This is a genomic window from Vogesella fluminis (assembly GCF_014652335.1).
Classification (GTDB): Bacteria; Pseudomonadota; Gammaproteobacteria; order Burkholderiales; family Chromobacteriaceae; genus Vogesella; species Vogesella fluminis.
On the sequence record NZ_BMYP01000028.1, the window covers coordinates 21,946 to 40,926 of the forward strand.

Consider the following 18,981-nt stretch of genomic DNA (forward strand, 5'->3'; position numbering starts at 1 on the left):
TCCGCCCTCTCCCGGCACCAATACGCCCGGCACCCGAATAAATCCCTGACCTTCAGCCCGTCCGCGCCAAGAGACGGCATCCTGCCAGCGGCCTGAAAGGCAATGTGCAAGCCTTGTTTATTTGCATAAGGAATATTGTCTCTATGCACATCATTCGAATATGATAAATGGCATGTCATTTGCAATGATTGCGCAAATACCCGTCACCTTGAAGGTTCCCGGCCACGGCACCTCCAATTCGCCGCCGGTACCGCCATGCATTCCATCTCCAGCACGGATTCCGCCCTACCCTGCACGCCCACCGGCCGGCAACAAGGCATGGCAACACTGGCAATGGCCTTGCTGGTGTTGTTTCTTAGCAGCCTGATGGTATTCCAGAGCAGCAGCGCCATGCTGTTTGAGATCAAGGCCGGCAGTAATAGAATCAGCCAGGCCAGGGCGATGGAAGCCGCACGAGGCGGCATCGAAACCACGCTGGCCTGGCTTTCATCCGGGGCAGTAAGACCCGGCGCACTGGTTCATGCCGGCAACTGGGATGACGGCCAAGCCAATGGCAGCCTGCTCGACACCAATATCGCCAGCCAACGCATCGGTGATATCAGTGTGGACATCAGCCTGTGGCAAATTGCCTCCGGCCCCGGCCACACCATGCTTGAAATCCGTGCCATCACCGGCAACGACATTCCTGTCGGCATCCGGCAGCGGGTAATGCTGACAATGCCGCCAAATCTGGCCGGCATGGCGCCCATCGTGGTTGCGGGCAGCCTCGGCGACTGCGGCAAGAAAAAAAGCTGCATCACCGGCAATCCGTCGGAGAGCGCCGGCGACAGCGGCGTGGCGATCATGACCTCGGCCTCCGCCGCATCCAACCAGCCGGGCCACCTGTCGGTCACCGGCCAGATCCAGGGCAATGCCTTCAGCGGCAGCGCGTGGAATTTCGTGTTCCCGGACACCAGCAAGGAGCAGATGCGGCTGGAATCAGAGGCGCAGGCCGCAGCGGAACTGGCGGCACAGCAAGCCGGCACCAGCTATCAGCGCACCGTCTACTACTTTGACGCCAGCAATATCGGGGACATCGGCAGCCAGAACTGGCACCGGAATGTCGGCAGCCCGAGCCAGCCTGCGATCCTGGTGTTCGACAGCGGCGCCGGCTGCCCGAAGATGAACGGCGGCGTGGTGATCCACGGCCTGGTCTACTACGCCGACAGCTGCAGCAAGAACGGCTGGGGCGGCGCCACCCTCACCGGCACGCTGGCAATCGAAGGCGACCTGACCGACATCACCGCCAATACCAAATTCACGGGCTGGCCCAATATGGGCAATCCGTCATTCGGGTCCTTGCCCGGTCTCCCCGGCGCCGAATATACCATCGCCAGGAAAACCGCCTCCTGGCGCGACTTCTGACTCCGCTACCGCCCACGCCGCCGCCTCAGTTCTCCGGCAATGCCCGCCCCACCGCTGCGGCCAACCTTGGCCAGTCGAAGTACGGCCCCGGATCGGTCTTGCGCCCCGGCGCGATGTGCTGGTGGCCGGTAATGGCGCGGATACCGCACTCGCGCTGCAGCAGCCGCGCCAGCGCCGCCAGCGTGCGGTACTGCGCGTGGCAGAACGGCTCGAAATCGCAACCTTCCAGCTCGATGCCGAGCGCGAAGTCGTTGCAGCGCTCGTGGCCGCGCCACTGCGACACCCCGGCGTGCCAGGCGCGCCGGCGGGTGGACACGAACTGCAGCAGGCTGCCGTCGCGGCGGATGAAGAAGTGCGCCGACACCCGCAAGTGGGCGATGGTGGCGTAGTAGGGATCGGCCGCCGGATCGAGGCTGTTGCCGAACAGCTGTGCCACGCCGTCGCCACCGTAGCGGTAGGGCGGCAGGCTGATATTGTGGATAACCAGCAGCGGCACCTCTGGCTGTGGATAACTGTCGCAATTGGGCGACGGCAGCCGCTCGGCCTCCTTGACCCAGCCGCCGGCATCCAGCGTCAGCAGCAGCTCGCTGTCGTCGCGCTGCCAGCGCAGCATGGTCAGCGCCAGTCCGTCCGCGGCGGCAAAGTCGCGCACGCGCACGAAACCCGCCTTGTGATAGCAGCGCAGCGCAGCGCAGTTGGCCTGCGCGCTGCCGGCCGTGGCGGCGGTTTCGCCGGCCAGCGCGGCGGTGAGCAGGCGCCCGGCCCAGCCCTCGCCCAACCGCGCCGGCGCCACCAGCAGGCGCACGATGTCGAGGCCGCCGTCGTCGGCCCGGCCGCAGGCCAGCAGCGCACACAGCTGCATCGCTTCGTCGTAGCCGGCAAGGATGTTCAGCGGGCTGGCGGCGATGTCGGCGGCGCTATCCCACAGCCGCGGCAGCGGGTAGCCATCCAGCCACGCCGCTTCCAGCGCGTGGGCGGCGTCGTGCAGCACCAGCGCGGCGCCAAGGTTGGCCGCATCGTCGCGGCACAGTTCACGGATCAGGAACGGGACAGTCATCACTCGCCTGCAACAAGAAATATCAGCCGAGACTGTAATGCAAATCTCCGCCCGCCGCTTGAGACGGATCATGGGCAGCGGCGCCGCCATGCGCCATACTGCAGTAACCCGCCATCAATTCTGGAGCCTGCCATGCTGAGCCTGGATGCCCTGACCAGCGCGGTCCCCGCGCCTTCCTTCGACGAACCGCTGGACATGCTGTATGCCTGTCACGACAAGGTGCGCCACTTCTGCAAGCAGCTGGACGCACTGCCCGGCTATATCACCGAGCACGGCCACAGCCATGCCGTGCTGAATACCATCGCCGGCATCGTGCGCTATTTCGAGATTGCCGGCCCCGCGCATCATCAGGACGAAGAAGGTGAGCTGTTTCCGCTGATCGTGGCGCGGCAGCCGGACGCCGCCGCCAAGATCGAGCAGCTGCTGGCCGAGCACGGCTACCTGCATGCGCGCTGGAACGCGATCCACGAGCAGCTGCAGACCTTCGGTCGCGGCGAGCTGGCGGAACTGGACACCGCCGCCATCGCCGAGTTCACCCGCCTGTACCGTGAGCACGCGCAGCGCGAGGAAGACTGGCTGTTCCCGGTCGCCGGCCAGCTGATCAGCGAGGACGAGCTGCGCGACGCCGGCAAGCGCATGGCGGCGCGGCGCACTTTGCCACGCTGATCCCGTCTGCATACGGAACCAGCCCGCCCTCGCCCTGATGGCGGGCTTTCCTTATAATCGTTGGCCAGACACGCCCTCCACGTACAAACCCGGGACATCATCACCATGCAAGACACGCACGCCTGGTCTGGCCGCTTCTCCGAGCCGGTCTCCGAGCTGGTCAAGAAATACACCGCTTCGGTCACCTTTGATAACCGTCTGGCCGAATTCGACATCGAAGGCTCGCTGGCCCACGCCGCGATGCTCAACAAGTGCGGCGTGCTGTCCGATGCCGACCTCGCCGCCATCCGCGACGGCATGGCCGCCATCATCGCCGACATCCGCGCCGGCAACTTCGAGTGGAGCGTGGACCTGGAAGACGTGCACATGAACGTCGAGCGCCGCCTCACCGACAAGATCGGCGACGCCGGCAAGCGCCTGCACACCGGCCGCTCGCGTAACGATCAGGTCGCCACCGACATCCGCCTGTGGCTGCGCGCGCAGATCGACACCATCGTCGGTTTCATCGCCGAGCTGCAGACCAGCCTCTTGGACCTGGCCGAAGCCAATGCCGACACCGTGATGCCGGGCTTCACCCACCTGCAAGTCGCCCAGCCGGTGACCTTCGGCCACCACATGCTGGCCTACGTCGAAATGCTGGGTCGCGACGCCGAGCGCATGACCGACTGCCGCAAGCGGGTGAACCGCCTGCCGCTGGGCGCCGCCGCGCTGGCCGGCACCACCTTCCCCATCGACCGCCACTACACCGCGCAACTGCTGGGCTTCGACGACGTGTGCCACAACTCGCTGGACGCGGTATCCGACCGTGACTTCGCCATCGAATTCACCGCCGCCGCCAGCCTGGTGATGGTGCATCTGAGCCGCCTGTCGGAAGAGCTGATCCTGTGGATGAGCCCGCGCGTCGGCTTCATCGACATCGCCGACCGCTTCTGCACCGGCAGCTCCATCATGCCGCAGAAGAAAAACCCGGACGTGCCGGAGCTGGTACGCGGCAAATCCGGCCGCGTGGTGGGCCACCTGATCGCGCTGGTTACCCTGATGAAGGCGCAGCCGCTGGCCTACAACAAGGACAACCAGGAAGACAAGGAACCGTTGTTCGACACCGCGGACACCCTGATCGACACCCTGCGCATCTACGCCGACATGATGCGCGGCATCACCGTGAAGAAGGACGCGGTGCGCGCCGCGGTGCTGCAGGGCTTCGCCACCGCCACCGACCTCGCCGACTACCTGGTGAAAAAAGGCATGCCGTTCCGCGACAGCCACGAAGTGGTGGCACTGACCGTGCGCCACGCCGAGCTGCAGGGCGTGGACATTGCCGACCTGAGCCTGGAAAAACTGCGCGAGTTCAGCACCCTGATCGAGCAGGACGTGTTCACCGTGCTGACGCCGGAAGGCAGCCTGGCGCAGCGCGACCACGTCGGCGGTACCGCGCCGAACCAGGTGCGCGCGCAGATCGCCCGCCACCGCGCGCGACTGGCCGGCTGATCATCCATCCCGCCCGACAAAAAGCCGACGCCCGTGCGTCGGCTTTTTTGCGGCCAACGTTGGCCGCATCAGTGATTGATATAGACCGCCATGCGCTGTTTCAGCAGCGCATCACGCTGGCGCGCCACCTGCTGCCACATGCACTGCACCAGCTGCGGCTGGCGGGCGGCGAACTGGCGGCTGAACGGCATGAAGTAGTCCTTGCTGACCAGTTGCTGCGGCAGCGCGCGCACCGTGAGCTGCGGCTGTGCCGCCAGATAGCCCTCGGCCAGCAGATCCTGGATGGCGTAGGCATCGATGCGCCCGGCCTGCAGCTTGTTGAAGTTGCTGCCGACACTGAGCGCGGTTTCGACCCTGATCTGGTAGCGCTCCAGATCCTTGATCACCGACCAGCCGATATTGCTGCCCACCACCGCCTGCGGCGGAGTCAGCCGCGTGCCATCCCACACAAGCTGGCTGTCGTGGCGCACAAACAGTACATAGCGCAGCGTGCTCATGCGCTGGCGGCCGTCGGGTTGGCCGTCGCGCAGCGGGTAGACCGCGAACTGCGCGCGTTCCTCGTTGTAGGACAGCAGCAGCGCGGCGTCGGCGCTGCCGCTCTTGAGGCTCTGCAGCATGCGCAGCCCCGGCTGACGCAGCAATTGCAGCTCGACGCCGCAGGCGTTCGCCGCCCGCTGCGCCAGCTCGACGGCAAGGCCGGGCTGCGGCGCGAAGCGGTCGCCCTCGCCGATGAGATAGGGCGGCGACGCCTGATCCATGGCGACGATGCTCAGCTGCGGCCGTTCGCTTGCCGCCAGCGCTACCAGCGGCAGGGCGCACAGCAGCCCCAGCCATACGCCAACCCCTCTCCCGCTCATTCCCTGTCGCATCCCGTATCTGTCCTGGCAGTGATGATGGCATTGCCGCGTGACAATGCCATGACCAGCATAGCGCAACAAGCGGCATTTCATTTTTGACCGGCAGCAACCATAGTGAAGCCAGGCGCCGCGACGGCGCCTGGCCCCGACTCCCCCTCCCGAAAGGACACACCATGCGTCAACTGATCCTGCTGCTTACCCTCGCCCTGTTCTCCGGCCCGCTGCTGGCCGCCAATCCGGCCTGCGAAAAAATGGCTGCCGAGAAGAAGCTCGCCGGCGCCGCCAAGAACAGCTTCATGAAGAAGTGCGAACGCGAACAGCCGGGCAACGCGCAAGCCATGTGCGACGGCAAGGCCGCCGAGAAAAAACTGGCCGGCGCCGCCAAGAACAGCTTCGTGAAGAAGTGTATGCGCGACAGCAGCGCCCCCTGAGTCATACGTCCGGTGAGTGCTGGCGCTCACCGGACGCTCACGCCTACACGCGGAAGCGCGACACCGCCTGCTGCAGGCCTGCGGCCAACGTTTGCAGCCGCGCCGAGGCGCCGGTGGTGAAGCGCACCGAGGACTGCGTTTCCTCCACCACCTGCACCACCTGCTCCACGCTGCCGGCGATGCTGACCCCGGCCTGGCTCTGCTCGCTCATCGCCAGCGCCACGTTGCGGAAGCGTTCCAGCGTGTGGCCGGCCTTGTCGTCGATCTGGCCCAGCGCACCGGCCAGCTGCGTCACCTGCTGCACGCCGTCCTCCACCAGCGGCGCGATCTGTTCCATCGCGCCGGATACCCCGGCGGTCTCCTGCACCACGCTGTGGATGATGGTGGAAATCTCGCTGGTGGCCTGCGCGGTGCGCTCCGCCAGCTTGCGCACCTCGTCCGCCACCACCGCGAAGCCGCGTCCCAATTCGCCGGCCCGCGCCGCCTCGATCGCCGCGTTCAGCGCCAGCAGGTTGGTCTGGTCGGCGATGTCGCGGATGGTGTCGGCGATGCCGCTGATGCTGCGCGTGCGCTCGCTCAGCGACAGCACGCGGCCGGAGGCGTCGCTGACCTCGCCGGCAATGCCGCGGATGCTGGACACCACGCCTTGCGCCACCCCCAGCCCCTGCTGTGCCAGCTGTGCCACGCCGTGCGAATCGACCTCGGTCTGGCGCGCGCTGTCGGACACGTGATCGATGCTCACCGACAGCTGCTCGATCGCCGCCGCGGCCGCGGTGGTGGAATCGTTGGCGGTGGCGGACACCGTATCCAGCCGCTGCATCTGCTCGCCCAGCGCCGCGGCGGTGTCGCCCAGCTGCGCGGCGGAGTCGCTGATCTGCGCGATCATCTCGCGCAGCTTCTGCTGCATCGCCGCCATCACGAACAGCAGGCTGTGCGGCTTGCCATTGTGGCGGATGCTCTGGTTGAGGTCGCCGGCGGCGATCGCCTCCACCACCGCCACCGCGTAGGCCGGCTCGCCGCCGAGCGAGCCGATAATGCGGCGCGACATGGTCAGCGCCAGCGCCGCCAGCACCACCACCACCACGGCCGCCAGCGCCAGCAGCAGCGAGGCATTGCGCCAGAAGGTGGCGGCGATGTCGTCGACGAAGATGCCGGTGCCCACCATCCAGCCCCACGGCTCGAAGCGCACCACGCCGTTGAGCTTGGGTACCTGCTGGTCCGAGCCCTTGCGTGTGGTGTAGATCTCGGTGAGGCCGTACTTGGCCGTGCGCAGTGCCTCATTGTAGGCATCGACTGCCGTGCGCCCGTCCGGCAGCCTGGAGCCGAGGTCGACCTTGCCGATGCGGTCGGCCTTCACGTGCACCTGCATCACGTTGTCCTTGTCGCGGGCGAAGTAGTACACGTCGTCCACCGTCAGCATCGCCAGCGCCTGCCGCGCCTGCTGCTGCGCCTCGGCCTGGCTCAGCCGCCCCTGCTGTGCCGCGGCGGCGTAGTGGCCGAGCACCCCTTCCGCCATGCGCAGCTGGTTGACGATGAAGGCCTGTTTTTCCTCGTACAGCGACTGGCGGATGCTGTGCAGCGACAGCCCGGCCAGCAGCAGCAATCCGATAAAGCTGGCCAGGATGATGACGGCCAGCCGGGTAGAAACGCGCATGATGATTTCCTTGCAAACAAAGACGGGGGAGGCAGGCCGGCAAGCGGCCCGCGCAGACAATTCGCGGTCCAGACTAGCAGCGCGGCCTTACAAAGCGCTGACAACGGCTTGGTAATATTGCGGCTTGCCGGCCGCCGCGCACGGCCCCTTGCGGCCAACGTCATAACCTTGCTACAGCATAGCCAGCCATTGTCATGAAACAAGGCGCCATGGCGGCCGCGACGGCAAGAGCATGCTAGTGCCGCCCTTGGCCGCCCCACCATTGGGGAGTACCGCATTGCGGCTTTCCCTAGTTGCCGCAGCCGCGGCCATGAAAAAACCGGAGCGCGAGGCTCCGGTTGGCTTGGAAATGGCGACGCCTTACTGCGCGTTGGCGCGGCGGTAGCGCTCGATCAGCGCCTTGGTCGAGCTGTCGTGCGGCGCCGATTTCAGCTTGCCGGCCAGCTCGGCGTGGATGGTCTTGGCCAGCTGCTTGCCCAGCTCCACCCCCCACTGGTCGAAGCTGTTGATGTGCCAGATCACGCCCTGCACGAAGATCTTGTGTTCGTAGGCGGCGATCAGGCTGCCCAGGTTGCGCGGATCGAGTCTGTCCATCAGCAGGGTGTTGGTCGGACGGTTGCCGGCGAACACCTTGTGCGGCACCAGCGCCTCCAGTGCCTCGCCCGTCAGCCCCTGCGCCTCCAGTTCGCTGCGCGCCTCGTCCGCGGTCTTGCCGCGCATGAAGGCCTCGGCCTGCGCGAACACGTTGGCGAGCAGGATCTCGTGGTGGCCGGGCAGGCTGGAGCTGTTCTGCAGCGAGCAGATCAGGTCGATCGGCGAGATGTGGGTGCCCTGGTGCAAGAGCTGGAAGAACGCGTGCTGGCCGTTGATGCCGGTCTCGCCCCAGATGATGGGCGCGGTCTCGAAGTCCACCGGCGCACCGTCGAGCATGGTCTGCTTGCCGTTGGACTCCATGTCCAGCTGCTGGATGAAGGCCGGCAGGCGGTGCAGGTACTGGTCGTACGGGGCAATGACATGGCTGCCGCCGCCGTAGTAGTTGATGTACCAGATGCCGATCATCGCCAGCAGCACCGGCATGTTCTGCTCGAACGGCGCGTTGGCGAAGTGCTGGTCCATGATGTGGGCGCCGTTGAGCAGCTCGGTGAAGTTCTCCTCGCCCAGGTACAGCATGATGGGCAGGCCGATGGCCGACCACAGGCTGTAGCGGCCGCCGACCCAGTCCCAGAACTCGAACATATTGGCCGGGTCGATGCCGAAGTCGGCGACGGCTTTCTTGTTGGTGGACACCGCGACGAAGTGCTTGGCCACGGCTTTTTCGTCGCGGGCGCGCGCCACGAACCAGTCGCGCGCGGTCAGCGCGTTGGTCAGCGTTTCCTGGGTGGTGAAGGTCTTGGATTCCACCACGAACAGCGTGGTCTCCGGGTGCACCTTCTTCAGCGTTTCCTTCAGCTGCGCACCGTCGACGTTGGACACGAAGTACATGTTCATGCGCGGGTGGCCAAAGGGCTTGAGCGCGCTACAGACCATCAGCGAGCCTAAGTCGGAGCCGCCGATGCCGATGTTGACGATGTCGGTGATCGGCTGGTGGGTGTAGCCCAGCCACTCGCCGGAACGCACCGCGTGCGCGAACTTGCCCATGCGCGACAGCACCGAGTTCACCTTGGGCATCACGTCCTCGCCGTCGACCAGGATCGGCGAGTTGGTGCGGTTGCGCAGCGCCACGTGCAGCGCGGCGCGGTGTTCGGTGCTGTTGATCTTCTCGCCCTTGAACATCGCCTTGATGCGTGCCGGCAGGCCGGCCTCGCGCGCAAGCTGCATCAAGCCCTGCAGCGACGCGTCGGTGATGCGGTTCTTGGAGTAGTCCAGGAACAGGCCGCCGACTTCCAGCGAGTAGCGTTCGGCACGCGCAGGGTCGCTGTCGAACAGCTCGCGCATGTGCAGGTTCTTGGCGTCGTTGAAGTGGTCCCACAGGGCGTGCCAGGCGGGAAGCTGGGTCAGTTTGCTCATGATGGCTCCGGGTCTCTTTGTCGTCTTGTTGCGGCCAAGCTCTGGCGGGCTGGCTGGTTTGCGCCGGCCGCGCGGGCGGTTGGCGGCAGCGCTAGTCATGGTCTTCGTCACCGCGCAGGCGCTTCTGCTTCAGGCTGCGCTTGGCTTTTTCCAGTTGCGTCACCAGGCCGGGGCCGCGCTTGAGCGCGACGCCGACCGTCAGGATGTCGATGATCACCAGGTGCAGGATGCGCGACAGCATCGGGCTGTAGGTCTCGCTGTCTTCCGGTGCATCCACCGCCAGCGTCACCGTGGCACGCGCCGCCAGCGGCGTGTCCGGCACGGTGATGGCGATCACCTTGGCGCCGTTGGCCAGCGCCACGTCCACCGCGTCCATCAGCTCGCGCGAGCGGCCGGAGCTGGAGATGGTCACCAGCACGTCGTCCGGGGTCAGCACCGAGGCGGCCATGATCTGGATGTGGCTGTCGGCGTAGGCGACGGTGGGGATGCCGAAGCGGAAGAACTTGTGCTGCGCGTCGGCGGCGATGATGCCGGAGTTGCCGAGGCCGTAGAACTCGATGCGGCGGGCGTGGGCCAGCAGCTCCACCGCCTCGTCCACCGCCTGCGGGTTGACCTCGTTGCGGCACTTGAGCAGCGCGGTGACGGTGTTGTCGAACACCTTGGCGGTGATCTCCGACACCGGGTCTTCCGGGCGCACGCTGGAGTGAACAAAGGGCACGCCGCCGACCAGGGTGCCGGCCAGCTTGAGCTTGAAGTCGGACAGGCCGGAGAAGCCCATGCTGCGGCAGAAGCGGATCACCGTCGGCTGGCTGACGCCGGCGCTGGCGGCGATGTCGGACACCGCCGACTGCATCACGGTATACGGCTGCGCCAGCACCTGCTCGGCGACGCGACGTTCGGCACCGGACAGGGTATCCAGCTCGGCACGGATTTTCTCAAGCATCACGTTCTCCCAGATGTTCGCGCAGCGCGGCCTGCACCCCGGTCAGCGCCGGGTAGGCGCTGTGGATCACGTACACCGGCAGCGCGCGGGTGTAGTCGCGGAAGCGGCCCTTGGCCTCGAAGCGCTCGCGGAACGGCGAGCGCGCGAACAGCTCGCCGAAGCGCGGCACGATGCCGCCGCCGATGTAGACGCCGCCGACGGCGCCCAGCGTCACCGCCAGGTTGGCCGCGGCGTTGCCGAGCATGCCGCAGAACAGCGCCAGCACCTTCACGCAACGCGGGCAGGTGCCGGACAGGCCGCGCTCGCTGATCGCCGCCGCCGGCAGTTGGCCGGCGGCTTCGCCGTCGGCCTCGGCCAGCGCGTCAAAAATCAGCTCCAGCCCGGGGCCGGACAGGAAGCGCTCGGCGGACACGTGCTCGCCGAAACGGCGCTGCGCGTAGCGCCACAGCGCCACCTCTTCCTCGTTGCCGGGGGCGAAGGCGACGTGGCCGCCCTCGCCGGCGATCGCCACCCAGCCGCCGGCGTGCGGCAGCAGGCCGGAGACGCCGAGGCCGGTGCCGGCGCCGATCAGCGCCTTGGCGCCGTGGCGCGGCTCGCCGCCGCCGACCTGCACCAGCTCGCCGGCCGGCAGGAAGGGCAGCGACATCGCCAGCGCGGTGAAGTCGTTGAGCAGCAGCAGGGTGGCAAAGCCCAGCTCGCGGCGGGTGGCCTCGATCGAGAACGCCCAGTGATGGTTGGTCATCTGCACCCAGTCGCCGGTCACCGGGTTGGCGATGCCGATAGCGGCATGGTGCACCGCGCGGCTGGCGGCGCGCTCCAGATAGCTGCGGATGGCGTCGACCAGCGTCGGGTAGTCCTTGCACGGCAACACGTCGATGTCTTCCAGCACCCCGGGGGCGGTTTCCAGTGCGAAGCGGGCGTTGGTGCCGCCGATGTCGGCCAGCAGGCGCGGGAAAGGATTAGGCTGCCCAGTAGACATGAAGCGGGTTCTCCGTTTGTTGCAGTAGATGGCTGACCGGCTGCGCCGCGCTCAGCGTGCGGCTGGCATGTTCCAGCACCCGCCGCTTGTTGTCACCGGCAATCGCCAGATACAGCTTGCCGCTGCGCAGGATCTCGGCCAGCGTCATGCTGATGCGGGTGTGCGGCGCCTCGGGCGGCACCACCGCCAGCAGCGCGGCCGGATTGGCCGGGTCCAGGCCCTCGGCGAGGTTGGCCGCATCGGGGAACAGCGACGCGGTATGGCCGTCGTCGCCCATGCCCAGCACCACCACGTCCGGGGTCTGCCACTGTGCGGCGGCCTGCGCCAGCTCGGCGTCGACGTTGGCCGCAACGCTCACCAGCGGCCGGAACACGGCGTCGGCGCCGCCGCCCTGCAGCAGGTGGTCGCGCACCAGCGCCGCGTTGCTGTCGGCGTGATCGGGCGCGACCACGCGCTCGTCGACCAGGGTGACGCAGACGCGCGACCAGTCCAGCACCTCGGCGGACAGCGCCTGCAGGAAGGGCACCGGCGAGCGGCCGCCGGACACCGCCAGCACCGCGTGACCGCGGCGGCCGATGACGGCGGCGAGGTCGGCGGCGACGCGGCGGGCGAGCACCTCGGCCGCCGCCGCTTGCGATTCGAAAGCGTGGAACATCATCTCTGTGTCTCCGTTGCCATGCGCGCGGCTGTGTTGCCGCGCGTCTTGTTGTCTCAATGCGCCGGCGGCGTGTCGCCGCCGGTCATGCGGCCAACCTTGAAGGCCGGCCGCGAGCCGGCTTTCAACACTCCTCGTGCCAGCTGATGCCGTCGCGGCTCAGCAGCGCGCTGGACGCGGCCGGGCCCCAGCTGCCGGCGGTGTACTGCTTGGGCGGCGTGGTGCTGCGCGCCCAGTTGTCCATGATCGGCTCCACCCAGCGCCAGGCCTCCACCAGCTCGTCGCGGCGCATGAACAGCGCCAGCTTGCCGCGGATCACGTCCAGCAGCAGGCGCTCGTAGGCGTCGGCGCGGCGCACCTTGAACGATTCGTGGAAATCCAGGTTCAGGTGTACCGGCTGCAGGCGCTGGGTGTCGCCCGGCTCCTTGGACAGGAAGTACAGGCGGATGCTCTCCTCCGGCTGCAGGCGGATCACCAGGCGGTTGGCGGTGTTCAGGCCCATCGGGCTCGGGAACAGCTGGTGCGGCACGTCGCGGAAATTGATCACGATCTCGGCCACGCGCTCCTGCATGCGTTTGCCGGTGCGCAGGAAGAACGGCACGCCGGCCCAGCGCCAGTTGTCGATCTCGGCCTTGATGGCGACGAAGGTCTCGGTGTGGCTGGCGGCGGGGATGCCCTGCTCCTGCAGGTAGCCAACCACCGGCTGGCCGCCGACGGCGCCGGCCTTGTATTGCGCGCGCACCGTCTTGTTGGCGACGTCCTGCTCGCCGAACGGGCGCAGCGCCTTCAGCACCTTCAGCTTCTCGTCGCGCACCGCGTCGGCGCCGAGGTTGGCCGGCGGCTCCATCGTCACGATGCACAACAGCTGCAGCAGGTGGTTCTGCACCATGTCGCGCAGTGCGCCGGTGCTGTCGTAGAAGTCGCCACGGGTGCCGACGCCGAGGTCCTCGGCGATGGTGATCTGCACGTCGTGGATCCACTCGCGGCGCCACAGCGGCTCGAACAGCGCGTTGGCGAAACGGATCGCCAGCAGGTTCTGCACCGACTCCTTGCCCAGGTAGTGGTCGATACGGTACAGCTGCTCTTCGCGGAAGTGGCGGGCGACGGCTTCGTTGATCTCGTGCGACGACTCCAGGTCGTGGCCCAGCGGCTTCTCCAGCACCACGCGCACCTTGTCGTGGTTGAGGCCGACGGCGGCGAGGTTGTCGCAGATGCCCTCGAACAGGTCCGGCGCGGTGGCCAGATAACAGACCGCCACGCGGCCGGCGTGCCGGTTCAGCGCGTCGGCTAGTGCCGGGTAGTGCTCCGGCGTGGCGGCGTCGACCTTCAGGTATTCCACCCGTGCGAGGAAGCTGTGCCAGGCGGCGTCGGAGAAATGCTCCTTGATGTGGACGCGCGCGCTCTTTTCCACCATCGCCAGGTAGTCGTCGCGGCTCATGTCGCGGCGGCCCAGCGCCAGCAGGCGGCCGTCGTCGTGCAGCAGGCCGGCGGCGTGCGCCTGGTACAGCGACGGCAGCAGCTTGCGCATCACCAGATCGCCGGTGCCCCCGAACAGCACCATGTCGAAGGCCGGGGTGTGCAGGTTTGTGTTCTCCATCCTGAGTGTTCTCTCGCACAGTGGGTTGTGATGTAGTTATATTACCAAACGAAAACAACTTGTCTACGTGAAAACGCAGCCGGTCGAATCGGCACACCCCACTGTTGCCGATCACCAACACGCCATCAAACAGCTGATTTATATGGACTTAAAGGCATCGTCGGCGCCGGAATCCGCTTTTTTATCGCGTAACACCTTGCCAACATACTGTAGTAAAACTACCATTCAGGCACACCAATCAGGGCCTACACCAATGAGTCTGCATCCCGTTCTTGCTGCCGTGACCCAGCGCATCATCGAGCGTAGCCGCGTCACCCGCGCCACTTATCTGGCCCAAGCCCGCGCCGCCGTGCGCCAGGGCAAGGTCGAGCGCGCCCACCTGTCCTGTACCAACCAGGCGCACGCGTTCGCCGCGATGCCGGACGGGATCAAGATTCACCTGAAAGAGTCGGTACGCCCTAACCTGGCCATCGTCACCTCCTACAACGACATGCTGTCCGCGCACCAGCCGCTGGAAACCTTTCCGGCGCTGCTGAAGGACGAGGCGCTGAAGGCCGGCGCCACCGCGCAGGTGGCCGGCGGCGTGCCGGCGATGTGCGACGGCGTGACGCAGGGCTTCGAGGGCATGGAGCTGTCGCTGTTCTCGCGCGACGTGATCGCGATGAGCACCGCCATCGCCCTCTCCCACCAGATGTTCGACGCCGCGCTGTACCTCGGCGTGTGCGACAAGATCGTACCCGGCCTGCTGATCGGCGCGCTGTCCTTCGGCCACCTGCCGGCGCTGTTCGTGCCGGCCGGCCCGATGACCACCGGCATCTCCAACGACGACAAGGCCAAGGTGCGCCAGCTGTTCGCCGAGGGCAAGGTTGGCCGCGACGCGCTGCTGGAATCGGAATCGGCGTCCTACCACGGCCCCGGCACCTGCACCTTCTACGGCACCGCCAACAGCAACCAGATGCTGATGGAGATCATGGGCCTGCACCTGCCGGGCGCCGCCTTCGTCAACCCGAACACCCCGCTGCGCGAGGCGCTGACCCGCCACGCCGCCCGCGTCGCCACCGAGATCTCGGCCCAGGGCCCGCGTTTCACCCCGATCTGCGACGTGATCGACGAGAAGGCCATCGTCAACGGCATCGTCGGCCTGCTCGCCACCGGCGGCTCCACCAACCACACCCTGCACATCAATGCCATCGCCCGCGCCGCCGGCATCGATGTCAACTGGGACGACTTCGACGAACTGTCGGCGGTGGTGCCGCTGATCGTGCGCGCCTACCCCAACGGCAAGGCCGACGTGAATCACTTCCACGCCGCCGGCGGCATGGGCTTCGTGATCCGCGAACTGCTGGACGCCGGCCTGTTGCACGACGACGTGACCACCGTGATGGGCCGTGGCCTGCGCGCGCACTGCAGCGAAGCGTGGCTTAACGACGGCCAGCTGGCCTGGCGCGCGGCGCCGGCAGCCAGCGGCGACGACGGCGTGCTGCGCACTGCGGCCAACCCTTTCTCCGCCGACGGCGGCCTGAAGGTGCTGACCGGCAACATCGGCCGCGCGGTGATCAAGGTCTCCGCCGTGAAGCCGGAACACCGCGTGGTGGAAGCGCCGGCCGTGGTGTTCCACGACCAGAACGAACTCTTGGCCGCCTTCAAGCGCGGCGAGCTGGAGAAGGACTTCGTCGCGGTGATCCGCTTCCAGGGCCCGGCTGCCTGCGGCATGCCGGAGCTGCACAAGCTGACGCCGCCGCTGGGCGTGCTGCAGGAGCGCGGCTTCAAGGTGGCGCTGGTCACCGACGGCCGCATGTCCGGCGCGTCCGGCAAGGTGCCGGCCGCCATCCACGTGTCGCCGGAGGCGCTGCTGGGCGGCGACATCGGCAAGGTGCAGAACGGCGACCTGGTGCGGCTGGATGCCGACCGCGGCGAGCTGAGCATCCTGGTGGAAGCGACCGAGTGGGCGGCGCGCGAACGCGTTGCGGCCAACCTTGACGGGCACCAGCACGGCGTCGGCCGCGACCTGTTCGCAGGCTTCCGCCAGCAGGCCACCACCGCCGAGGAAGGCGCGATGACCTTCGCCCATCCGCTGTGGACGGACGCCAAGTAACAACCCTTCGCCACGGAAAACACGAACACCTTTTTTAGCCACGGAACACACGGAAGACACGGACAGGGCGTCGGAATGACGGTTGTCCCGCGCGATCACAACGCCCCCTGCCCGGTCATGATTTTTTCCGTGTTTTCCGTGTGCTTCCGTGGCCAATCAAGAGGAAACAAAGATGGACGCACTGACTCTGCTACGCCAAGGCCCGGTAATGCCGGTGATCGTGGTCAACGACGCCGCGGTCGCGGTCGACCTCGCCCGCGCGCTGGTCGCCGGCGGCATCCGCACGCTGGAAATCACGCTGCGCACCAAGGCCGCGCTGGCGGCGATGCGCCGCATCCGCGACGAAGTGCCGGACGCCATCGTCGGCGCCGGCACCGTGCGCACCCGCGCCCACCTGGAGGCCGCGCTCGACGCCGGCGCCCAGTTCGGCATCAGCCCCGGCCTGACGCCGGAACTGGCCGCCGCCGCGCGCGCGTCCGGCGTGCCCTTCATCCCCGGCGTGGCCACCCCGTCCGAGGCGATGCACGCGCAGGACGAGGGCTTCAACATCCTCAAGCTGTTCCCGGCCGAGGCGGTCGGCGGCATCAAGCTGCTGAAGGCGCTGGCCGGCCCGCTGCCGGAACTGCGCTTCTGCCCCACCGGCGGCATCGACATCAACAGCGCGCCGAACTACCTGGCGCTGCCCAACGTGCTGTGCGTCGGCGGCAGCTGGCTGACCCCGGACGACGCCATCGCCGCCCAGGACTGGGCACGCATCACCGCGCTGGCACAACAGGCCAGCGCGCTGGCGACACGCTGACGCACGGATCTGCTCCCGTTTTTGACAAGGGCTTGCCGCCTCTCATGGTGACACAGCCCCGTGTGCGCCATGGAGGCAGGCACGAGTACCAGGCACATAATCCGGCTGCGTCATGCAGCCAGATCAACGGCACGACAGTCAATGAAATCGTGCTGTTGAACTCGCACGATGACACCAGTAACTATCAGATGCTGGCCGGATGTTCCGCTTCGTTTGCGGCAATGGCATGTCATGGGAGATTGGGAGGCAGCGCGGCCAGACGCTGTGATTATTCGGTCTGAGGAATGACAGGAAGACGACGCTTGACAATAAAAATGTAGCCAGCTACATTTTAAGCAAAGGAGGTGCTTCCCTGATGTTCGAACTCAAAGACTTACCCAGCTACGACACTCTGGAACGTTTCGGCGCCACCTACGGCAATACCGATGTGCAAGGTCTCCAGACATGGCTGATCTGGGCATCGGCAACCCAGGAAATGCTGTCGGCTTTCGAAGCCAACCTTGCGCATAGCTGCGGGCTGTCGCAGACCCAGTTTTTTGTGCTGCTGTTGCTCAAGCGCAACCCAGACGGGCTAGGTGTGGGGACGTTGGCAGATGGCGTGTCAGTTACGTCCCAGACCATGACGCGGATCATTGATCGCATGGTGGGTGCGGGCCTCTGCAGTCGTGATGTCGATCCGGTCGATGCACGGGCCCGGCTGGTGCGCCTGACGCAGGCAGGCGATGAAATACTGGACAAAGCACTACCTAGCCACTATGCCTGGGTGGCTAAATTGATGAGCCATTTCAATGCTGACGAACGTCGGATGCTCAACCAACTCATGCTCAAGCTCACCCAGACGGGCGTACTGGCCGGGCATGGGGAAGCTGGCTAATTTTTTGGGAAATTATGTAGCCAGCTGTTTTTTATCCATTTATGTAGCTAGCTGATTACTTGGAGTCATGAAATGTCATCTACACATTTTCCGTCATTCCCCTTGCGAGCCTTGTTGGTGCTCTGTGCACTGGCAGTGGTATCGCTGCTTTATCTGCCACTGCCCATCCTGCCGCAGTTGGCGCAAGCCCACGGCATGGGCACTGCGACGGCAGCGGGCGTGATTAGCGCTTTTGGCTTCGCCTATGCGACGGGCTTTCTGATCTTCGGTCCACTGTCTGATCGACTGGGGCGGCGCACGGTGATGATGTGGGGATTGACCACACTGTCACTCGTCACTGTATGGCTATCAACGGTCGAAGCTATGCCACTGTTGCTTGCTGGCCGGGCGGTACAGGGCTTGGCTGCCGCCACGTTTCCGCCGGTCGCCATCGCTTATCTTGCCGAACGCGGTACGCCCAGGCAGCGGGTATGGAGCGTAGCCTGGCTGAGCACAGCCTTCTTATCCGCCGGACTGCTAGGGCAGATCTATGGCACAGAGGTAGCAGGACGCTGGGGACTAGGCTCTGCATTGCAACCCTTGGCCGCAGTTTTTGCCCTGACCGCCTGGTGCCTATGGACGACGCCGATTGATGCTGCTGGTGCGCCAACATCTTCGCTGCTGGCCGGCTATCGGCAGATCGGGCGGATTCTGGCCTGTCCGCAACTACGCCGTGTCTATGGTCCGGCCTTGTTGCTGCTGATGTGCTTCGTTGCCTTCTACATGGGATTGGACACTCATCTCGGGTCGACACTGCTGGCACAAGGCATTACACCCTTGATCGCACGTGAGCTGGCGTTGCCCGCCTTTCTTGCCCCCTTGGCCGTGGCACTGGTTATGCCACGCTATGGAGCCGAGCGGGTGGTGAAGGTTGGACTGGTGATCGCGACCTGCGGCTTGGCCCTGTGTGCTTGGGCTGGTGATGTGCAGCTGTATGGACTACTTGTCGCCAGCGTGGTGTTTGTGGCCGGGGTTGGCATCAGCGTGCCGGGGTTGATTGCCCGCGTAGCCACTACGGCTGACGCATCAGTGCGTGGATTAGCGGTCGCGTTCTACACCTTTGTGCTATTCGTCGGCGCCAGCCTTGGGCCGTGGCTGGCACAGCAAACTGTTCAGCAGTCCACAAGGCAGGCGTTTCTGGTTCTGGCCGTGCTACTGGGAGCGGCAACCCTGTATGTGATGACGGGACGCCGCGCCATCACGGCGTAGCTCAATAAATAACAACAGGCTTGAGACCTGGAGACAACTGGCAATCGCGCCTGCCAGCTTCAATGTGGTGCTCCATTAGATAGTCGAGGTTACATGGAAGTCCTTATTGTCATCCCACAGTCATTCAAACAGTTTTCAGAAAACCCGAACATGATGTCTTACGACAGGCTGCTGTCTCTCCTTCACCTGCGCGATACTCCCGCGGACGAGGGTGTGCAGAATTTTGA

17 protein-coding genes are annotated in these 18,981 nt (G+C 66.0%); 9 read left to right on the forward strand and 8 right to left on the reverse strand.

Features of this window, described 5'->3' with window-relative positions; translation table 11 throughout:
• The first annotated feature begins 318 nt into the window (after positions 1–318).
• Entirely contained in the window at positions 319–1,404 is a 1,086-nt protein-coding gene (locus IE083_RS11260; protein ID WP_189353698.1) for a hypothetical protein, read from the forward strand.
• A 25-nt stretch (positions 1,405–1,429) separates the two neighbouring features.
• On the opposite strand, the gene ampD is transcribed toward IE083_RS11260, so the two are convergent.
• Complete coding sequence (ampD, locus tag IE083_RS16045) at positions 1,430–2,017, reverse strand: 1,6-anhydro-N-acetylmuramyl-L-alanine amidase AmpD (protein ID WP_373295190.1); 588 nt, start codon at positions 2,015–2,017, stop codon at positions 1,430–1,432.
• A 576-nt stretch (positions 2,018–2,593) separates the two neighbouring features.
• Here ampD and IE083_RS11270 point away from each other — a divergent pair.
• Both IE083_RS11270 and argH read left to right on the forward strand, forming a co-directional pair.
• Positions 2,594–3,127, forward strand: coding sequence for a hemerythrin domain-containing protein (locus IE083_RS11270; protein WP_189353700.1), 534 nt, complete (start codon positions 2,594–2,596; stop codon positions 3,125–3,127).
• A gap of 105 nt (positions 3,128–3,232) precedes the next feature.
• A complete protein-coding gene (gene argH / locus IE083_RS11275; protein ID WP_189353701.1) occupies positions 3,233–4,615 on the forward strand; it encodes an argininosuccinate lyase in 1,383 nt (460 codons plus the stop codon).
• A gap of 68 nt (positions 4,616–4,683) precedes the next feature.
• On the opposite strand, the gene IE083_RS11280 is transcribed toward argH, so the two are convergent.
• The gene (locus IE083_RS11280) at positions 4,684–5,472 is read right to left on the reverse strand and encodes a substrate-binding periplasmic protein (RefSeq protein ID WP_189353702.1); all 789 of its coding nucleotides are present in this window, start codon (positions 5,470–5,472) and stop codon (positions 4,684–4,686) included.
• A 173-nt stretch (positions 5,473–5,645) separates the two neighbouring features.
• Between IE083_RS11280 and IE083_RS11285 the strand changes: the two genes are divergently transcribed.
• Positions 5,646–5,903 carry a hypothetical protein gene (locus IE083_RS11285; protein ID WP_189353703.1) on the forward strand — a complete coding sequence of 86 codons (258 nt, stop codon included), beginning with the start codon at positions 5,646–5,648 and terminating at the stop codon, positions 5,901–5,903.
• A gap of 43 nt (positions 5,904–5,946) precedes the next feature.
• On the opposite strand, the gene IE083_RS11290 is transcribed toward IE083_RS11285, so the two are convergent.
• The 6 genes from IE083_RS11290 to zwf form a co-directional block, all read right to left on the reverse strand.
• Positions 5,947–7,557 carry a methyl-accepting chemotaxis protein gene (locus IE083_RS11290; RefSeq protein ID WP_189353704.1) on the reverse strand — a complete coding sequence of 537 codons (1,611 nt, stop codon included), beginning with the start codon at positions 7,555–7,557 and terminating at the stop codon, positions 5,947–5,949.
• Between the two features lie 360 nt (positions 7,558–7,917).
• Positions 7,918–9,564, reverse strand: a complete 1,647-nt coding sequence (gene pgi / locus IE083_RS11295) for a glucose-6-phosphate isomerase (RefSeq protein WP_189353705.1) — start codon at positions 9,562–9,564, stop codon at positions 7,918–7,920.
• A gap of 91 nt (positions 9,565–9,655) precedes the next feature.
• Positions 9,656–10,507, reverse strand: a complete 852-nt coding sequence (gene hexR, locus IE083_RS11300; RefSeq protein ID WP_189353706.1) for a transcriptional regulator HexR — start codon at positions 10,505–10,507, stop codon at positions 9,656–9,658.
• Positions 10,500–11,486 (reverse strand): glucokinase, encoded by a 987-nt coding sequence (locus IE083_RS11305; protein WP_189353707.1) that lies wholly within the window; start codon positions 11,484–11,486, stop codon positions 10,500–10,502. Before IE083_RS11305 ends, hexR begins: the two co-directional genes overlap by 8 nt.
• The gene (gene pgl / locus IE083_RS11310; protein ID WP_189353708.1) at positions 11,467–12,144 is read right to left on the reverse strand and encodes a 6-phosphogluconolactonase; all 678 of its coding nucleotides are present in this window, start codon (positions 12,142–12,144) and stop codon (positions 11,467–11,469) included. Before pgl ends, IE083_RS11305 begins: the two co-directional genes overlap by 20 nt.
• Positions 12,145–12,265: 121 nt before the next feature.
• The gene (zwf, locus tag IE083_RS11315) at positions 12,266–13,738 is read right to left on the reverse strand and encodes a glucose-6-phosphate dehydrogenase (protein WP_189353709.1); all 1,473 of its coding nucleotides are present in this window, start codon (positions 13,736–13,738) and stop codon (positions 12,266–12,268) included.
• Positions 13,739–13,991: 253 nt separating this feature from the next.
• On the opposite strand from zwf, the gene edd reads away from it, so the two are divergent.
• The 5 genes from edd (at position 13,992) to IE083_RS11340 (ending at position 18,754) form a co-directional block, all read left to right on the forward strand.
• Positions 13,992–15,833: a phosphogluconate dehydratase gene (gene edd, locus IE083_RS11320; protein ID WP_189353710.1), complete on the forward strand. Its 1,842-nt coding sequence runs from the start codon at positions 13,992–13,994 to the stop codon at positions 15,831–15,833.
• A gap of 172 nt (positions 15,834–16,005) precedes the next feature.
• Positions 16,006–16,632, forward strand: a complete 627-nt coding sequence (locus tag IE083_RS11325) for a bifunctional 4-hydroxy-2-oxoglutarate aldolase/2-dehydro-3-deoxy-phosphogluconate aldolase (protein WP_189353711.1) — start codon at positions 16,006–16,008, stop codon at positions 16,630–16,632.
• Between the two features lie 44 nt (positions 16,633–16,676).
• Positions 16,677–16,913 (forward strand): DUF932 domain-containing protein, encoded by a 237-nt coding sequence (locus IE083_RS11330; protein WP_373295188.1) that lies wholly within the window; start codon positions 16,677–16,679, stop codon positions 16,911–16,913.
• 74 nt (positions 16,914–16,987) lie between these two features.
• A complete protein-coding gene (locus IE083_RS11335) occupies positions 16,988–17,506 on the forward strand; it encodes a MarR family winged helix-turn-helix transcriptional regulator (protein ID WP_189353712.1) in 519 nt (172 codons plus the stop codon).
• Between the two features lie 72 nt (positions 17,507–17,578).
• Positions 17,579–18,754, forward strand: coding sequence for an MFS transporter (locus IE083_RS11340; RefSeq protein ID WP_189353713.1), 1,176 nt, complete (start codon positions 17,579–17,581; stop codon positions 18,752–18,754).
• The last annotated feature ends 227 nt before the right edge of the window (positions 18,755–18,981 follow it).

Coding starts and splice junctions, on each gene's coding strand:
- IE083_RS11260 (WP_189353698.1), top strand. CDS start 319: ATGGCAACACTGGCAATGGCCTTGCTGGTGTTGTTTCTTAGCAGCCTG.
- ampD (WP_373295190.1), bottom strand. CDS start 2,017: ATGCTGCGCTGGCAGCGCGACGACAGCGAGCTGCTGCTGACGCTGGAT.
- IE083_RS11270 (WP_189353700.1), top strand. CDS start 2,594: ATGCTGAGCCTGGATGCCCTGACCAGCGCGGTCCCCGCGCCTTCCTTC.
- argH (WP_189353701.1), top strand. CDS start 3,233: ATGCAAGACACGCACGCCTGGTCTGGCCGCTTCTCCGAGCCGGTCTCC.
- IE083_RS11280 (WP_189353702.1), bottom strand. CDS start 5,472: ATGAGCGGGAGAGGGGTTGGCGTATGGCTGGGGCTGCTGTGCGCCCTG.
- IE083_RS11285 (WP_189353703.1), top strand. CDS start 5,646: ATGCGTCAACTGATCCTGCTGCTTACCCTCGCCCTGTTCTCCGGCCCG.
- IE083_RS11290 (WP_189353704.1), bottom strand. CDS start 7,557: ATGCGCGTTTCTACCCGGCTGGCCGTCATCATCCTGGCCAGCTTTATC.
- pgi (WP_189353705.1), bottom strand. CDS start 9,564: ATGAGCAAACTGACCCAGCTTCCCGCCTGGCACGCCCTGTGGGACCAC.
- hexR (WP_189353706.1), bottom strand. CDS start 10,507: ATGCTTGAGAAAATCCGTGCCGAGCTGGATACCCTGTCCGGTGCCGAA.
- IE083_RS11305 (WP_189353707.1), bottom strand. CDS start 11,486: ATGTCTACTGGGCAGCCTAATCCTTTCCCGCGCCTGCTGGCCGACATC.
- pgl (WP_189353708.1), bottom strand. CDS start 12,144: ATGATGTTCCACGCTTTCGAATCGCAAGCGGCGGCGGCCGAGGTGCTC.
- zwf (WP_189353709.1), bottom strand. CDS start 13,738: ATGGAGAACACAAACCTGCACACCCCGGCCTTCGACATGGTGCTGTTC.
- edd (WP_189353710.1), top strand. CDS start 13,992: ATGAGTCTGCATCCCGTTCTTGCTGCCGTGACCCAGCGCATCATCGAG.
- IE083_RS11325 (WP_189353711.1), top strand. CDS start 16,006: ATGGACGCACTGACTCTGCTACGCCAAGGCCCGGTAATGCCGGTGATC.
- IE083_RS11330 (WP_373295188.1), top strand. CDS start 16,677: ATGGTGACACAGCCCCGTGTGCGCCATGGAGGCAGGCACGAGTACCAG.
- IE083_RS11335 (WP_189353712.1), top strand. CDS start 16,988: ATGTTCGAACTCAAAGACTTACCCAGCTACGACACTCTGGAACGTTTC.
- IE083_RS11340 (WP_189353713.1), top strand. CDS start 17,579: ATGTCATCTACACATTTTCCGTCATTCCCCTTGCGAGCCTTGTTGGTG.